At 48.8% G+C, this 15,803-nt stretch carries 14 protein-coding genes; 12 read left to right on the top strand and 2 right to left on the bottom strand.

Annotated features, from left to right (window positions below; genetic code table 11):
- Positions 1-92 precede the first annotated feature (92 nt).
- The 10 genes from DXA55_RS16990 (at position 93) to DXA55_RS00880 (ending at position 8,475) form a co-directional block, all read left to right on the top strand.
- Positions 93-242: a hypothetical protein gene (locus DXA55_RS16990; RefSeq protein WP_158555021.1), complete on the top strand. Its 150-nt coding sequence runs from the start codon at positions 93-95 to the stop codon at positions 240-242.
- A 194-nt stretch (positions 243-436) separates the two neighbouring features.
- Positions 437-1,765 carry an aspartate--tRNA(Asn) ligase gene (gene aspS / locus DXA55_RS00920; protein ID WP_117812814.1) on the top strand — a complete coding sequence of 443 codons (1,329 nt, stop codon included), beginning with the start codon at positions 437-439 and terminating at the stop codon, positions 1,763-1,765.
- Between the two features lie 39 nt (positions 1,766-1,804).
- On the top strand, positions 1,805-2,098 hold the full coding sequence (gene gatC, locus DXA55_RS00915) for an Asp-tRNA(Asn)/Glu-tRNA(Gln) amidotransferase subunit GatC (protein WP_022462350.1): 294 nt from the start codon (positions 1,805-1,807) through the stop codon (positions 2,096-2,098).
- Positions 2,099-2,113: 15 nt separating this feature from the next.
- Entirely contained in the window at positions 2,114-3,574 is a 1,461-nt protein-coding gene (gene gatA, locus DXA55_RS00910; protein ID WP_117812813.1) for an Asp-tRNA(Asn)/Glu-tRNA(Gln) amidotransferase subunit GatA, read from the top strand.
- Between the two features lie 15 nt (positions 3,575-3,589).
- Positions 3,590-5,026, top strand: coding sequence for an Asp-tRNA(Asn)/Glu-tRNA(Gln) amidotransferase subunit GatB (gene gatB / locus DXA55_RS00905; protein ID WP_055217758.1), 1,437 nt, complete (start codon positions 3,590-3,592; stop codon positions 5,024-5,026).
- A 163-nt stretch (positions 5,027-5,189) separates the two neighbouring features.
- A complete protein-coding gene (locus DXA55_RS00900) occupies positions 5,190-5,402 on the top strand; it encodes a DUF378 domain-containing protein (RefSeq protein ID WP_055228257.1) in 213 nt (70 codons plus the stop codon).
- Positions 5,403-5,516: 114 nt separating this feature from the next.
- Entirely contained in the window at positions 5,517-5,666 is a 150-nt protein-coding gene (locus DXA55_RS16985) for a hypothetical protein (RefSeq protein ID WP_158565004.1), read from the top strand.
- A gap of 491 nt (positions 5,667-6,157) precedes the next feature.
- Entirely contained in the window at positions 6,158-6,958 is an 801-nt protein-coding gene (locus tag DXA55_RS00890) for a transporter substrate-binding domain-containing protein (protein WP_306665737.1), read from the top strand.
- 94 nt (positions 6,959-7,052) lie between these two features.
- Complete coding sequence (locus DXA55_RS00885; RefSeq protein WP_055217777.1) at positions 7,053-7,742, top strand: amino acid ABC transporter permease; 690 nt, start codon at positions 7,053-7,055, stop codon at positions 7,740-7,742.
- Positions 7,732-8,475 carry an amino acid ABC transporter ATP-binding protein gene (locus tag DXA55_RS00880; RefSeq protein WP_055217779.1) on the top strand — a complete coding sequence of 248 codons (744 nt, stop codon included), beginning with the start codon at positions 7,732-7,734 and terminating at the stop codon, positions 8,473-8,475. The genes DXA55_RS00885 and DXA55_RS00880 overlap by 11 nt, the downstream gene beginning before the upstream one ends.
- A gap of 79 nt (positions 8,476-8,554) precedes the next feature.
- Here the strand turns inward: DXA55_RS00880 and DXA55_RS00875 are convergent, their stop codons facing one another.
- Positions 8,555-10,342, bottom strand: a complete 1,788-nt coding sequence (locus tag DXA55_RS00875) for an aminopeptidase P family protein (protein WP_117812853.1) — start codon at positions 10,340-10,342, stop codon at positions 8,555-8,557.
- 287 nt (positions 10,343-10,629) lie between these two features.
- Between DXA55_RS00875 and DXA55_RS00870 the strand changes: the two genes are divergently transcribed.
- Entirely contained in the window at positions 10,630-13,359 is a 2,730-nt protein-coding gene (locus DXA55_RS00870; RefSeq protein WP_158565003.1) for a beta-mannosidase, read from the top strand.
- 92 nt (positions 13,360-13,451) lie between these two features.
- Here the strand turns inward: DXA55_RS00870 and DXA55_RS00865 are convergent, their stop codons facing one another.
- Positions 13,452-14,327, bottom strand: a complete 876-nt coding sequence (locus DXA55_RS00865; protein ID WP_117812810.1) for an AraC family transcriptional regulator — start codon at positions 14,325-14,327, stop codon at positions 13,452-13,454.
- A 172-nt stretch (positions 14,328-14,499) separates the two neighbouring features.
- Between DXA55_RS00865 and DXA55_RS00860 the strand changes: the two genes are divergently transcribed.
- On the top strand, positions 14,500-15,801 hold the full coding sequence (locus tag DXA55_RS00860) for an MATE family efflux transporter (protein ID WP_158565002.1): 1,302 nt from the start codon (positions 14,500-14,502) through the stop codon (positions 15,799-15,801).
- Positions 15,802-15,803 lie beyond the last annotated feature (2 nt).

Genomic DNA, 15,803 nt, shown 5'->3' with positions numbered 1-15,803 from the left:
ATAAAATTCACGAAAAATGTATTAGAATTTATATGAAATCCGTAAAAATTAGGTGTTTACAAATGCAAAACTGCTGTGCTATAATGCACAGTATGAAAAAGGCAGTGAAGGAAACTCCGTATGCGGAATCTGACAGGAAGCCGATGTCACCGACTGAGAGCATCAGCATGGAGGAAACATACAATGGGGAACATTCCGGAGCCGGTCTGCTGAACATGAGATCCGAACAGGAAATCAAGTAGGCAGATCCGTGATACGCGTTAAGTATAAATGAGTGGGCGTTTTCCCCCGGAAAACCGGAGAGAAAAACGCAATGCGGGTGGTACCGCGGGAACATAAAATATCCCGTCCCGGAACAGTAGTTAAAAAACTGTTCCGGGACTTTTTTATTTGAAAAAGCAATCCGGGACAGGCGAGAAAGAGAGGAGAACAAGACATGGAATTTATGACAGGCGTAAAGAAAAAAGAAGACATCTCCGTAAAAACTCTGCTGGAGACACCGGAAGGCACAGAAGTAAAACTCGAAGGAGCCGTACACATCATCCGTGACATGGGCGAGGTTGCCTTTGTCATCTTAAGAAAGAGCGAGGGACTCGTTCAGTGTGTGTACGAAGAAGGAAGTGTTGACTTCCCGCTGAAAGATCTGAAAGAGGAATCGGCAGTTGCCGTAACCGGAACGGTCAAAAAAGAGGACCGCGCACCGGGCGGCGTCGAAGTCAGGCTGCAGACCATCACCGTTCTTTCCGAGCCGACCGAGCCAATGCCGCTCGCAGTCAACAAATGGAAAATGAACACCTCCCTCGAAGCAATGCTGAACATGCGGCCGATTGCTCTTCGAAATGTCAGAGAGCGTGCAAAATTCCGTATTCAGGAAGGCGTGGTACGGGCGTTCCGTGATTTTCTTCATTCCCAGGGATTCACCGAAATCCATACACCGAAGATCGGCGCGAAAGGCGCTGAGGGCGGCGCAAACATCTTCAAGCTGGAATATTTCCACCGCCCGGCTGTCCTGGCACAGAGCCCGCAGTTCTACAAACAGATGCTCGTCGGCGTGTTTGACCGTGTCTTTGAAGTCGGACCGGTTTTCCGTGCAGAGAAACACAACACGAAACGTCATCTGAACGAGTATACCAGCCTTGACTTTGAGATGGGCTACATCGAGGATTACACCGACATCATGGCAATGGAAACCGGATTTTTACAGTACATGGTGGAGCTTCTTAAAGAGGATTACGCAAAAGAGCTGGAGATCCTGAAAGTTATGCTTCCAAAGACAGAAGAAATCCCAACTGTACCGTTCACGAAAGCGAAAGAGCTGGTAGCCGAGAAATACAACCGAAAGATCCGCAACCCGTTCGACCTTGAGCCAGAGGAGGAGCTTCTGATCGGCCAGTATTTCAAAGAGGAGTACGACGCAGACTTTGTATTCGTCAGCGAATATCCGTCGAAAAAGAGACCGTTCTATGCGATGGACGACCCGGAGGATAAGAGATACACAAAGAGCTTCGACCTGCTGTTCCACGGTCTGGAGATTACAACCGGAGGCCAGCGTATCCACGATTACAAGATGCTTTCTGAAAAGATCGCAGCCCGCGGCATGACAGAAGAGGGCATGGAGCAGTACTTGAGTGCTTTCAAACACGGTATGCCGCCGCACGGAGGTCTTGGCATCGGTCTGGAGCGTCTGACCATGAAGCTGATCGGTGAGGACAACGTCCGCGAGACAACGCTGTTCCCGCGTGATCTTACAAGACTGGAGCCGTAAGCAGATCCTGCTGGAAAATAAAAAAGGAGAATGAGTGAAATGGCAAATGTGATTTCAGATGAAACGATGGAATATGTCGGCATCCTGGCAAAGCTGGAATTAAAGGATGAGGAAAAAGAATCCGCACGGCAGGATATGCAGAAAATGCTGGATTATGTAGATAAATTAAACGAGCTCGACACCAGCAAGGTCGAGCCGATGACCCACATTTTCGAGATGGGAAATGTATTCCGCGAGGATGAAGTAACCAATGGCGACGACCGCGATGCAATGCTTGCCAATGCACCGGAAGTCAAAGAGGGCCAGTACAAGGTTCCGAAAACGGTAGAATAGCAGGAGGAGATTGATATGGAAATCAAAGATATGACAGCAGTACAGCTTTCTGCCGCAATCAAAGAAGGAAAGATCACTGTAGCGGACGCTGTAGAAGCGTCACTTGCGGCAGTCAAAGCATCGGAAGAATCAATTCACGCATTCCTTCTTGTGGATGAAGAGGGTGCAAGAGCACGCGCGGCCGAAGTGCAGAAGAAAATTGACGCAGGAGAGCTCACCGGTCCGCTGGCCGGCGTTCCGATTGCGGTCAAGGACAACATCTGTACGAAAGGTCTTGCGACGACGTGTGCGTCAAAGATCCTGCAGAACTTTGTTCCGACGTACGATGCAGAGGTTATCACACGGCTCGAAGAGGCGGGAGCCGTTATCATCGGAAAGACAAACATGGATGAGTTTGCGATGGGAAGTACGACAGAGACTTCCGCGTACGGCGTGACGAAAAATCCATGGAACACCGAACACGTTCCAGGTGGTTCCTCAGGCGGTTCCTGCGCAGCCGTTGCAGCAGGAGAAGTACCGATGGCACTTGGCTCCGATACCGGCGGATCGATCCGTCAGCCGAGTTCCTTCTGCGGCGTAACCGGCATGAAACCGACGTACGGCACCGTTTCCCGTTACGGACTGATCGCTTATGGTTCCTCCCTTGACCAGATCGGACCGGTCGCAAAGGATGTGACAGACTGTGCAGCACTGCTGCAGACGGTCGCTTCGTATGATGCAAAAGATGCGACATCGATGAAACGCGACGATTACGATTTCATGAGCGCTTTAAAAGAAGATGTCTCCGATCTGAAAATCGGTATTCCGAACAGCTGCTTCGGCGAAGGCCTGGATCCGCAGGTGAAGGAATCCATTTTAAAAGCTGCCGATGTCCTGAAGGCACGCGGAGCAGAAGTAGAGTATTTCGAGCTCGACCTCATTGATTATGCCATTCCGGCTTACTACGTTATTGCATCCGCTGAGGCAAGCTCCAACCTGGAACGCTTCGACGGCGTGAAATACGGTTTCCGTGCCAAAGAGTACGAAGGACTCCACGATATGTATAAGAAGAGCCGTTCTGAGGGCTTCGGTCCAGAGGTGAAACGACGGATTATGCTGGGAAGCTTCGTCTTAAGCTCCGGTTACTACGATGCGTATTATCTGAAAGCACTGCGCACGAAAGCCCTGATTAAAAAAGAGTTTGACCGCGCATTTGAAAAATACGATATGATTTTAAGCCCGGCAGCACCATCGACCGCACCGCGTCTCGGGGAATCGCTTTCCGATCCGCTGCAGATGTATCTGGGCGATATTTACACCGTATCCGTCAACCTCGCCGGCCTTCCGGGCATCACCGTTCCGTGCGGTATGGATGACAAGGGGCTTCCGATCGGCATGCAGCTTATCGGAGACTGTTTCTCAGAGAAAAAACTGTTCCGTGCAGCGTACACCTATGAGCAGGCACGCGGTGCATTCGGGCAGCCAGAAAAATGGTAAGGAGGAAGCAAAACAATGTCAAAACAGTATGAAACCGTCATCGGACTTGAAGTACATGTGGAGCTTGCGACGAGAACAAAAATTTTCTGCGGCTGCTCTACCGCATTCGGCGGTGCGCCGAACACCCACACCTGCCCGGTCTGCACCGGTATGCCGGGATCCCTTCCAGTATTAAATAAGAAGGTTGTCGATTACGCCCTGCGCGTCGGACTGGCTGCAAACTGCAAAATCAACCAGCTCTGCAAATTCGACCGGAAGAACTATTTCTACCCGGACAACCCGCAGAACTATCAGATTTCCCAGCTGTATCTGCCGATCTGCCACGATGGATATGTCGAGATTGACACCGCAGCGGGAAAGAAGAAAATCGGCATTCATGAGATCCATATGGAAGAAGATGCCGGAAAGCTGATCCACGATGAGTGGGAGGATTGCTCGCTCGTCGACTATAACCGAAGCGGCGTTCCGCTGATCGAGATTGTATCCGAGCCGGATATGCGCTCTGCGGAAGAGGTTATCGCTTATCTGGAAAAACTGCGTATGATGATTCAGTATCTCGGCGCATCCGACTGCAAACTGCAGGAGGGCTCGATGCGTGCCGATGTCAACCTTTCGGTCCGTGAGGTTGGAAGTGAGAAATTCGGAACACGTACCGAGATGAAGAACCTGAACTCCTTTAAGGCAATCGGAAGAGCGATCGAGGGAGAGCGTGCAAGACAGATCGAGCTGATCGAGGAAGGAAAAGCCGTTGTCCAGGAGACCCGCCGCTGGGACGACAACAAAGAGTATTCCTACGCGATGCGTTCGAAAGAGGATGCGAAGGATTACCGCTACTTCCCGGACCCGGATCTGCCGCCGGTGCACATTTCCGACGAGTGGATCGACCGCATTGTGAAATCCATGCCGGAATTCCAGCCGGAAAAACAGGCACGCTACGTGGAGCAGTACGGATTGCCGCAGTACGATGCGGGCATCCTGACCGGTTCCAAGAAGCTGTCCGATCTCTTTGAGGAGACGACGGCGCTCTGCGGCAAACCGAAAAAAGTGGCAAACTGGCTGATGGGCGAGACCTTACGTCTCTTAAAGGAGAACGGCCAGGAGCCGGAGGATCTGCAGTTTTCACCGAAGCATCTGGCATCCCTGATCGAACTGGCAGAAGCCGGATCGGTCAACAACCAGGTGGCAAAAGAGGTATTTGAGCAGATCTTTGCAGAGGATGTCGATCCGGAAGCATACGTCGAGGAGCACGGACTGAAAACCGTAAACGACACCGGCCTTCTGGAAGAAACTGCGAGAAAAGTTCTGGAAAACAACCCTGGCCCGGTAGAGCAGTACAAATCCGGAAAGACAAAAGTCCTCGGATTTCTGGTCGGCCAGGTCATGAAAGAAATGAAAGGCAAAGCCAACCCGGCAGCAGCAGGAGAGCTGCTGCAGAAGCTGCTGTCTGAATAAAGAAAACAAAATTGCACGAATGGAGGCCTGGAAATGGTCTCCATTTTTCAGCCCGAAAAATCAAAGAAAATGCATAATCTGCCTCCTTTTGGGAAATTCTTTATAAAGAAACCGGAAGAGATAAAAAGACGATACAAAATCCGGAAAAAGGAGGTTTCTTTACATGAAAGGACTGGATTACACCGCACTCACCGTTGCAATCATCGGAGCCGTCAACTGGGGCTTGATCGGATTCTTCCGCCTCGACCTCGTCGCCCTGATCTTCGGAAACATGACGTGGCTGAGCCGCATCATCTACGCGGTTGTCGGCATCTGCGGCCTCTACCTGATCTCCGTCTACGGAAGAATTTCCGACCACGTACTGGGACAGGCGTAAGAACAGGAACCCTCTCATATACGCAGAGAAAGGCGGTATGAGAGGGTTTTCTTTTGCTGTTTTAGGAAGGACAAAACAAATATTGCGGCCCTCTGTATGGTTTTGAGCAGGGATATGGATCAGAAAAAGAAAAAATACCGGATACTTCTGATGCAGCTTTCCTGTGCCGTTCTTCTGGCGAGTGATGCCGCAGCGTGGGCATTCCGCGGAAGTCCGGGGAGTCTGGAAAGAGGTATTGTGTATGTGAGTAACTATCTGGTTTGAATGTGATAGATCTTGCTGAATGGATTGCCCTTGCAGCAATTTTTATCAGCTGGTTTGGAACAGGTATTTTATGCAACGGATCTGGATTGTTTCGTTGTGCTGGAACAGGATGGTGACACTCTGTTTCCACAAAGCGTGGTCTGCAAGAAAAAGACGGCGATGAAGAAAATCTTAAAAAGAATCATTATGAAAAAAGAAACCGAGAAATTTGCGAGAAACATCAAAACGGAAGCAGAGTTTCCGAACTCGCAGAGGAATATGCTTTATCGGAAAAGAGCATTCAGCGGATCCTGCGCTGCACAGCAGCAGACGGAAAAAATACGGACTGAATACAAAAACGGAAAGACAGCCATGGAAGAACCCCCGGGCTGTCTTTTGTATTTCTGTTGCTTTTTTTTCCGTTTTTCCTTGCATTTCAGAAAGATGCTGTTATAATAAGGGAAAGTGAATAAATATACATTACATGAGGAGAGAAGGAGATTATTATGAAAATGAATTTTGCAAAAAAAGCAACAGCACTTGCAATGTCCGTTTTGTTTGCTGTTTCGATGGCAGGATGCGGAAGTTCTGCATCTACCGCAAAGAAAGTAGAAGTAACATCCGTAGAGGATCTGGCAGATCTGAAGATTGGTGTACAGACCGGAACAACAGGTGATTCTCAGGCGAGCGATGCCGTTAATGCAGATTCCCAGATGCAGCGTTACAACAAAGGCGCCGATGCTATTCAGGCACTGAAAAACGGAAAGATTGACTGTGTTGTCATCGATTCCCTGCCGGCAGAAAAATTCGTTGCAGCAAACGATGATCTGAAAATTGTAGAAGGCATTTTTGATACCGAAGAGTACGCGATGTGCTTCAAAAAAGGAAATGAGTTAAGAGACGAGTTCAACACTGCATTGGCAGAGCTGAAAGAGGACGGAACTCTTGATGAGATCATGAGCAACTACATTGGTGATGAAGTCGGACAGCATCCGTATGAATCCCCGGCAGACGCAGACCACTCCAAGGGAACGCTTACCATGGCAACCAACGCAGAGTTCGAGCCGTGGGAGTACAAAGAGGGAAATGATATCGTTGGTATCGATGCCGACATTTCCAAGGCAATCTGCGACAAGCTTGGTTATGAGCTGAAAATCGAGGATATGTCATTTGAAACCATCCTTGCATCTGTCAACAGTGGAAAAGCAGACTTCGGCGCAGCCGGAATGACCGTTACTCCGGAGCGTGAGGAGAGTGTTGATTTCACCGATACTTACGCAAATGCAACGCAGGTTGTTATTGTAAGAAAGTAATCTAATAAGAGGAAAAAGAGCGGCTGTCCGCCAGGCAAAATGGTGCAGCCGCTCTTTTTGCAGGAAATGAAACCACAAAGGAGAGATGTATTCTATGGAAAATTTACAGCATCAGTTTAACCGCTACTTTGTAGACAACGGTGCTACAGAGTGGTGGCTGACCGGTCTGAAGACGACGCTGCTTGTCACGGTAATTGCACTGTGCATCGGTGTTGTGCTCGGACTTCTTATCGCACTGATCCGTTCGACACACGAGCAGACCGGTAAATTAAAACTTCTGAACATTGTGGCACGCGTCTATCTGACGATTATCCGCGGAACGCCGTCCATGATTCAGATTCTGTTTTTCTATTCCGTTATTTTTGCAACCGTAAACCTGAACAATATCGTGATCGGCGGAATTGCATTCGGTATTAACTCCGGTGCGTACGTTGCCGAGATCTTCCGTTCCGGAATCATGTCTGTGGATAAAGGACAGACGGAAGCGGGACGAAGCCTTGGTTTAAATTCGGCACAGACCATGCGTCTGATTATCATTCCGCAGGCGTTTAAAAATGTTCTTCCGGCGCTGATCAACGAGATGATCGTGCTGTTGAAAGAGACCGCTATCATCGGCTATATTGGAACCATCGATATTACAAAAGCAGCAACCCTGGTACAGAGCCGTACGTACGATGCGCTGGTTCCGCTTCTCTCCGCAGCGATCTTTTATCTGATTCTTGTTATGATTCTGACCTATTTCATGGGCAAACTGGAAAGGAGACTGCGTAAGAGTGACCACTAACGAAAAAGTATTAATTAAAGTTGAAAATCTGCAGAAGAGCTTCGAGGATAATAAAGTTTTAGACGGAATCAGCACAGAGATCCGTCAGGGAGAAGTTGTCGCCGTTATCGGTCCTTCCGGTTCCGGAAAATCGACGTTTCTGCGCTCCTTAAACCGTCTGGAAATTCCAACCGGCGGAAAAATTTACTTCGAGGGCGTTGACATCACGGCGCCGGAAACTGACATTGACCATGTGCGTCAGAAGATCGGAATGGTATTCCAGCAGTTCAATCTGTTTCCGCACAAAACCGTTAAGGAAAATATCTTGCTCGCTCCGGTGACATTAAAACTAATGACACCGGAAGAAGCAGAGAAAAAAGCGATGGAGCTTCTGACCCGTGTCGGACTGCCGGACAAAGCAGATGCCTATCCGGGAAGCCTTTCCGGCGGACAGAAGCAGCGAATCGCCATCGCGCGCGCCCTTGCGATGAATCCGGATGTCATGCTGTTTGACGAACCGACTTCTGCACTCGATCCGGAGATGGTAGGAGAGGTTCTGGAAATTATGAAAGAGCTTGCCGAATCGGGCATGACCATGGTCGTTGTTACACACGAGATGGGTTTTGCCAGAGAGGTGGCAACCCGCGTCGTCTTTATCAACGAGGGAAATATTCAGGAGGAGAATACGCCGCAGGAATTCTTCGCAAATCCGCAGCACCCGCGCCTGAGAGAATTTTTATCGAAAGTATTATAAGGAAAAGAAATGAGAAAAACCGATGTTCTGTGAAAATAACACGCACAGAACATCGGTTTTTTGATGTTATAGAAAGAACTTATTTGGAAATCGGGCGGGTAGCTTCTTTCAGCCACTCTTTTTCGTCCCCTTCCAGATAAGGAGAAATCTTCTCATACACTTCTTTGTGGTAATTATTCAGCAGCTCGACATCTTTCTCCGTCATATACTGCGTATCGATACCGTCGAGGTCGATCGGAACCATGGTAACGAACTCAAAGCGCATGAACTGGCCATACATGTTCTTTTCTGCTTTGCGGCAGAGCATCAGGTTCTCGGTACGGATACCGTGGCTTCCTTCAATATAGATACCTGGTTCGTCGGAGGTCAGCATACCTTCCTCGAGAACGGCATTTTCCATGCGCTCCGGAACCATTTTCCAGCGGAAACCGTTTGGACGCTCATGGACATTTAAAAGATAGCCGACGCCGTGGCCGGTTCCGTGATTGAAGTCAAGACCTCTCTCCCAGAATGCCTGTCTTGCAAGGTAATCAAGGTTGATACCGATGCAGCCGTGGAGGAATTTTGCATTTCCAAGACGAAGGGTTCCCATCGCAGTGATGGTGAAATGTTCTTTTTCTTCCTCGGTCAGCGGTCCAACTACGATTGTTCTGGTAATATCGGTCGTTCCCTCATAATACTGTCCGCCGGAGTCCACCAGGTACATGCCTTTTGGCTGCAGAATAGAGAAATCGTCTTTCGTTGCCTGATAATGGCACATAGCAGCATTCGGGCCGTAAGCGGAAATCGTTCCGAAGCTTGGCTCAATAAAGCCTTCCTGCTCCTTCCGGAAGGATTCCAGTTTTTCAGCAACGGAAACCTCATTCATTGGGATCTTACCGATATTCTTCTTTAACCAGTATACGAAACGGGTAACGGCAACGCCGTCTTTGATGTGGGCTTTTCGGATGTTTTCCATCTCAATCGGTGTTTTGACTGCTTTTAAAGAAGAAGCCGGGTTCATGACATTGACAATCGTATTGCTGCCCATGACACTCTGGCAGATCGTGTAGTTGACTTTGGCTTTCTCCAGAAGAATGGTTTTTCCTGTGATGCCGGAAACAAAATCATAAACAGCATCGTATGGATGAAGGGAAATGTCAAGATCAGCAAGATACTGTTTTACTTTCTCATTTAAGGTTTCTTCCTGAATGAACAGATGACTCTCGGTTTCTGTCAGTACGAGATAGGAGAGGACAACCGGGTTGCATGGAATATCGTTTCCACGGATATTCAGCATCCAGGCGATATCATCCAGTGCAGTCAGAATATGCACTTCGGCACCGTTCTCTTTCATCTTTTCGCGTACTTTTGCAAGACGCTCCGCAGCGGATTCACCGGTATATTTTGCATCAAGGATCCACACGGGTTCTGCGGAAAGTGCCGGGCGGTCCGACCAGATCTCACCGATCAGGTCGCTTCGATAGGAAAGAAAACGCTCCGGAAGTGTTTTCTCCAGTGCTTCGCCGAGCATTTCATTGACAACGCGGCCGTCAAAACCAATGGTCATGCCCTCTTTTGTATTTGCCGCCAGGTATTCCTCTACCGTCGGAACGCCTTCCTGGCCCATTTTCATTAAGGTAACGCCGGTTCCGGCAAGTTCTTTGGCTGCCTGTACGAAGTAGCGGCCATCGGTCCAGAGGCACGCTTCGTCCTGCGTAATCACAGCAGTTCCGGCAGAACCGGTAAAACCGGTAATATACGTTCTTGCTTTAAAGTAAGTTCCTACATATTCGGATTCATGATAATCGGCGGTCGGAACCAGATAAGCGTCCACGCCGTATGCTCTCATTTTTTCGCGGAGAGCAGCTAATCTTTCTGGTATCATAATTTTTTCCTCATCTTTCTTTTCGAAAAATACTGCCGGCATTTTTTTCAGGATGCCGACATTTTTATTCTATCACATTTTCCAGATCTGTCAAAGTGATGATTGAGAATTTGTCTCACTGTTTCCGAAATTTTCTAAAATCGTTTCGCATTTGGAGATTTTTCCTATTTTTCAAGAGCTTTTTTGTACCATTTTGGTTAAAAAAGCAGTAAGATAAAAATAAAGTGAAAAGCGTGGCGAAACTACGCGAAAAAGCAGAAACTATGAAGAAAGGGGGACATACTGTAATGCATACAATATGTCTGAAAGACAACTGGACATTAACTGTCCTCGGAAAAAATGTTTACGATATTCCGAAAACTCCAATTGAAACGAAGGTACCGTCTACCGTTTACGGCACCCTTTTGGAGAAAGGCCTGATCCCGGATCCATTTTATCGTGACAATGAGCTCGATGCACTGAAATTGATGGAGAACGATTTCGCATACGAGACAACGATCGTGATCAGTGAGGAAGACAGAAAAGCGGACCGTCTGTTTTTACACTTCGACGGAATTGATACCATCGCAGATGTTTATCTGAACGGAGAGAAAATCGGCTCCGCAGACAACATGAACCGTGTCTGGGAGTATGATATTACCGATCTTGTTGCAGGTGATGCAGCCGATACCGTATATCAGGTAAAAGTGGTTCTGCATTCCCCGACAAAATTCATCGCAGAAGAAGAAGCAAAATGCCCGGTTGGATCAGCATCCGATGCAATGCCGGGATTCCCGCATATTCGTAAAGCAGCCTGCATGTACGGCTGGGACTGGGGTCCGCGTCTTCCAGATGCAGGACTGTTCCGTGAGGCTTCTGTTCTCGCAGTAAAAACTGCCCGTCTGGCACAGGTATTTGTAGGACAGGAGCATCATGTAACTGGAAAAAACGTTCATGGAAATGTGGTTGACTTCGTCCGCCTGACCGCAGATGCTGAAATCGAGTGGATGCCGGGTGTAACCGACGGTAAAGTAAAGATCGTAATGACCGTTACTTCCCCGGATGGAAAAACCGTTCTGACCGTAGAAAGCGGCACAATGGATCCGCTGACCAATTCTGCACCGGCAAAGAATCTGACCGGACTTACCTGTGATCTTCGCAGCAATCATGTACAGGCTTCCCTTACCGTAGAAAATCCGGAGCTGTGGTGGCCGAACGGCTATGGTGCACAGGCACTGTATCAGGTAAAGGTAGAGCTCGTTGCAGACGATATCCTGGATACCTGGGAGAAGAAGATGGGTCTTCGTACCATCACCGTAAATACTGACGTGATGGAAGATGAAGTCTTTGATGAGCACATGACCGGCCAGTCACCGGATTACGATGACGGCGACAACATGATCATGACCAACGGTGAGAAAAAAATCATCATCACCGATAAACCTGCAAAGACCGTAAAGGGCCGTAACTTTGCGTATGAAATCAACGGACTGCAGATCTTCGCGATGGGCGCTGACTACATTCCGGAGGACAATATCTTAACCCGTCAGACGAGAGAGCGTACCGATCTGCTGCTGAAATCCGCACAGGAGGCAAACTTTAACTCCTTGCGTGTATGGGGAGGCGGATACTTCCTCGATGACTTTTTCTATGATGTCTGCGATGAGAGAGGACTCCTCATCTGGCATGACTTTATGTTTGCCTGCGCATCCTACGAGCTGACAGATGACTTCGAAGAGAATATCTCCGCGGAGATCCGTCAGAATATGCGCAGACTCCGTTCCCATGCAAGTATTGCTCTATGGTGCGGAAACAACGAGATGGAAACCCAGTACGAAACGCTGGCATGGCAGAAATCTAAGAAACAGACGTATGATTACATCCATCTGTATGAGTACATCATTCCGAAAATCGTCAAAGAAGAGGATCCGGAGAAATTCTACTGGCCGTCATCCCCGTCTTCAGGCGGAAATTACGAAAACAGCAATGCAGAGAACGTCGGCGATACCCATTACTGGGGTGTATGGCACGGAAGCGAGCCGTTCACCGCTTATCGTTCCCACCATTACCGTTTCCTGTCCGAGTTCGGATTCCAGTCCTTCCCGGCACTGCAGACTGTAAAACGGTTTACCGAAGACGGCGACCGCAACATCTTCTCCCGTGTCATGGAAATGCACCAGAGAAATACGGCTGCCAACGGAAAGATCCTGAACTACATTTCACAGACATACCTGTATCCGAAGAACTTTGACGAGCTTCTGTACTGCTCACAGCTTCTTCAGGCCGATGCGATCCGTTACGGCGTTGAGCATTTCCGCCGCTTCCGCGGTACCTGCATGGGTGCTGTTGTATGGCAGCTGAACGATATCTGGCCGGTAGCATCCTGGGCAAGCGTGGACTACTATGGAAACTGGAAAGCCCTGCAGTACGCAGAGAAGAAGATGTTTGCACCGGTCCTGCTTTCCTGCGAGGAGCACGGAGAGATCGATCAGAAACCGTTTGTCAACACACTGCCGCATCCGATTGATGTCAGTGCAGACCTTCATGTTGCCAATGAGACCGGTGAGCCGATCGTCGGAACCGTAAAATGGTCCCTGTGCCGTCCGGATTCTTCCGTAGTCAAAGAGGGGGCTTTCGAGGTGAATGCACCGGCTTACGGCGGACAGTGGATGCCGCATCTTGATTTCAACGATCAGGATCCGCTGGAAGTTCATCTGACCTATGAGCTGGTTGTTGATGGAAACGTAGTATCTTCCGGATCAACTCTGTTCTGTGCACCGAAGCATTACCATTTTGCAGATCCGAAGCTTTCTGTATCAGTAGACGGCGATACCGTAACCGTAACCGCAGAGAACTTTGCAAAATCTGTCAGCGTAGAGACTGAGAACGGTGTGCTTCGTCTGGACGATAACTTTGTGGATATGGAAGCCGGAACAAAGACCTTCCGCATTCTGCCGACCGCAGACTTCACCGCAGAGGGAACCGGCGTATCGGGCGCATACCGCGTAAGAAGCGTTTATGAGACTGCAGAGAGATAGGGAAAAAGTTTAAAGAAATACATAAAAAAGAAAGAGCGTGCAGCAAATGCCTGTGCGTTCTTTCTATGAAAAAATTCGAAAACAGATGATCGTTACCGTCCAAGCTGGAGTTTTCGTGCCTGCTTCGGCGTGACGCCTTTCAGTTTTTTGTAGCAGCGGATAAAGTAACTGCAGTCCGTATAACCGACCTCCCGCGCGATAAACGAGATGTCGTGGCTGGAAAACAAAAGCATATTTTCGGCTGCATTGATCCGGGTTGCTGTAATGTATTCCTTGCAGGTCATATTGTACCGGCGGTAGAAATTCATGGAAAAGGTGGAGTGCGACATATTGCACATCGCGGCCAGTTTTTCTACGGTCAGCTCCTCAAAGTAGTGGGAATCGATGTATTCGGAAATCAGGTCAAACCTGATTTCATAAGAAGGATGAACGCCAGGAGCTAGAAAGAAATCACCATTTTTCTGCCAGATCCGCGCAAATTTGGTGACGATTTTCCGAAGATCGGCAGTTAATACCATCGAATAACCGAATTCTTTATTCTGATATTCGGAAAGAATATCGGAAAAAAGCGGAAAAAGATTCATTTGGGCCGCCTCTTCCGGAGAAAAGATACAGGGACAGCGGTAGGCGTGAATCCCATGCAGCATGGCGCGCAGATCGATTTCATCCGTTTTGCAGGACGGCAGAAGATTGGGATCGAATTTGATCACATCGTACTGAACTGGAGAAGAACCTCTCGCAAGAGCGATGGAGTGGACGCATTTGGGCGGAAAAAGAATGACAGCGCCCTTCGTGCAGGTGGATACGACATTGTCAAGGGAAACTTCGATTTCGCCTTTGCGGACGTAGAGAAGTTCTACATAATAATGCCAGTGCGCCGGAATCGGCAGGAGATCGCGGGTGCTGTCAGAAAGAAATGCCTCATAGGGGGAAGCAATTGGATCGATGTATTCGTATAAATTGTTCATGCCAGTGATGTAAAAACCTTTCGTCTAAGTTATGCTCTATTATAGCCGCATTTTGCGGTCTTGACAAGACGAGGGGGAATCAATAAAGAAACAGGAAATTCTAAAAGAGAAAGGACAGGATAGAAAAAATACCATGCAGAACACAACAAATGATATGACAAGAGGGAACAGCATGAAACTGATTTTTCAGTTTTTCCTGCCCATTCTGATCGGAAATCTGTTCCAACAGCTTTACAGCTTCGTGGATTCCATGGTTGTCGGAAAAGGAATCGGAGATACGGCGCTTGCCGCAGTTGGAAACACAGGCTCCGTTCATTTTCTGATTATCGGCTTTGCCGTCGGACTGACGGGTGGCCTTGGCATCTGTATTTCACATTCTTTTGGTGCAAACGATACAAAAAAGCTGCGGAAAGAGATTGCCATGTCGGTCTATATCTGCCTTGCCATCGGAATCGTGATCACAACGTTCAGCCTGCTTCTGATGCGGCGGCTGTTTATCTTTCTGCAGACGCCGGAGGATATGATGACGGATACTCTCGTGTATTTCGGAACAATCCTGGCCGGAAGCACCATCACGATTTTCAATAACTTTGTGATGACACTGCTCCGCTCGGTCGGAAACAGCAAGGTTCCGCTCGTCTCCATGGTGCTTTCTGCCATTGCCAATATTGTGCTGGATCTTCTCTTTGTGTTTCCGCTTCACATGGGTGTATTTGGAGCAGCACTTGCCACGGTTCTGGCGCAGGCGATTTCCGCGCTGTACTGCTTCTGGCACATCCTCCGTGCACCGGAGTTGCTTCCACAGAAGGGGGACTGGAAAGCGGATGGAAAAATTCTTGCCGCGCTGACCGGAAAAGGTCTTCCGGTTGCAGTGATGAATTCTGTTACTGCCATCGGAGGAATGGTGCTTCAGGTCTTTGTCAACCAGATGGGAACCGCCTATGTGGCTGCGTATGCGGCATGCATGAAGGTCTGCGGTCTGTTTGAGCAGCCGGGTGTGACCGTCGGACTGGCGCTTCTGACCTTTACCGGACAGAACTATGGAGCAAAGAAGTATGACAGAATCAAGAGCGGCGTATGGGCCGGTGTGATCCTGTCGAGTCTAGTCAATCTGCCGTTTGCGGCGCTGGAAATTTTCGCGCCGAAATTCCTGGCATCTCTGATGCTGAACGATCCGACCGTCATTTCCTACACCTGTATCTTTCTTCCGCTCACCGGAATCGCATTGTTTCCGCTTGGATGGCTTTTCGTATTCCGAAACGCCTGCCAGGGCATGGGAAAAACGGTACTGCCGATGATTTCCGGTGTTGTTGAAGTTGTGATGCGTGTCGGCATCGTTCAGATTGCGGTTCCGCACTTTGCGTTCCGCGGTGTCGCATTCGCTGAGATTTCCGCATGGATTGGCGCGGGAGCGATGCTGATGGTTACGTATCTGGTGTATCAAGTGCGGCTGTCAAAAGGTGTTTCGAAGTAAAA

This window comes from Blautia sp. OF03-13, from assembly GCF_003460685.1.
In the GTDB taxonomy this organism is placed as follows: domain Bacteria; phylum Bacillota; class Clostridia; order Lachnospirales; family Lachnospiraceae; genus Fusicatenibacter; species Fusicatenibacter saccharivorans.
The sequence above is the reverse complement of the archived record's forward strand: the minus strand, read 5'-3'. Positions and strand labels throughout refer to the sequence as shown.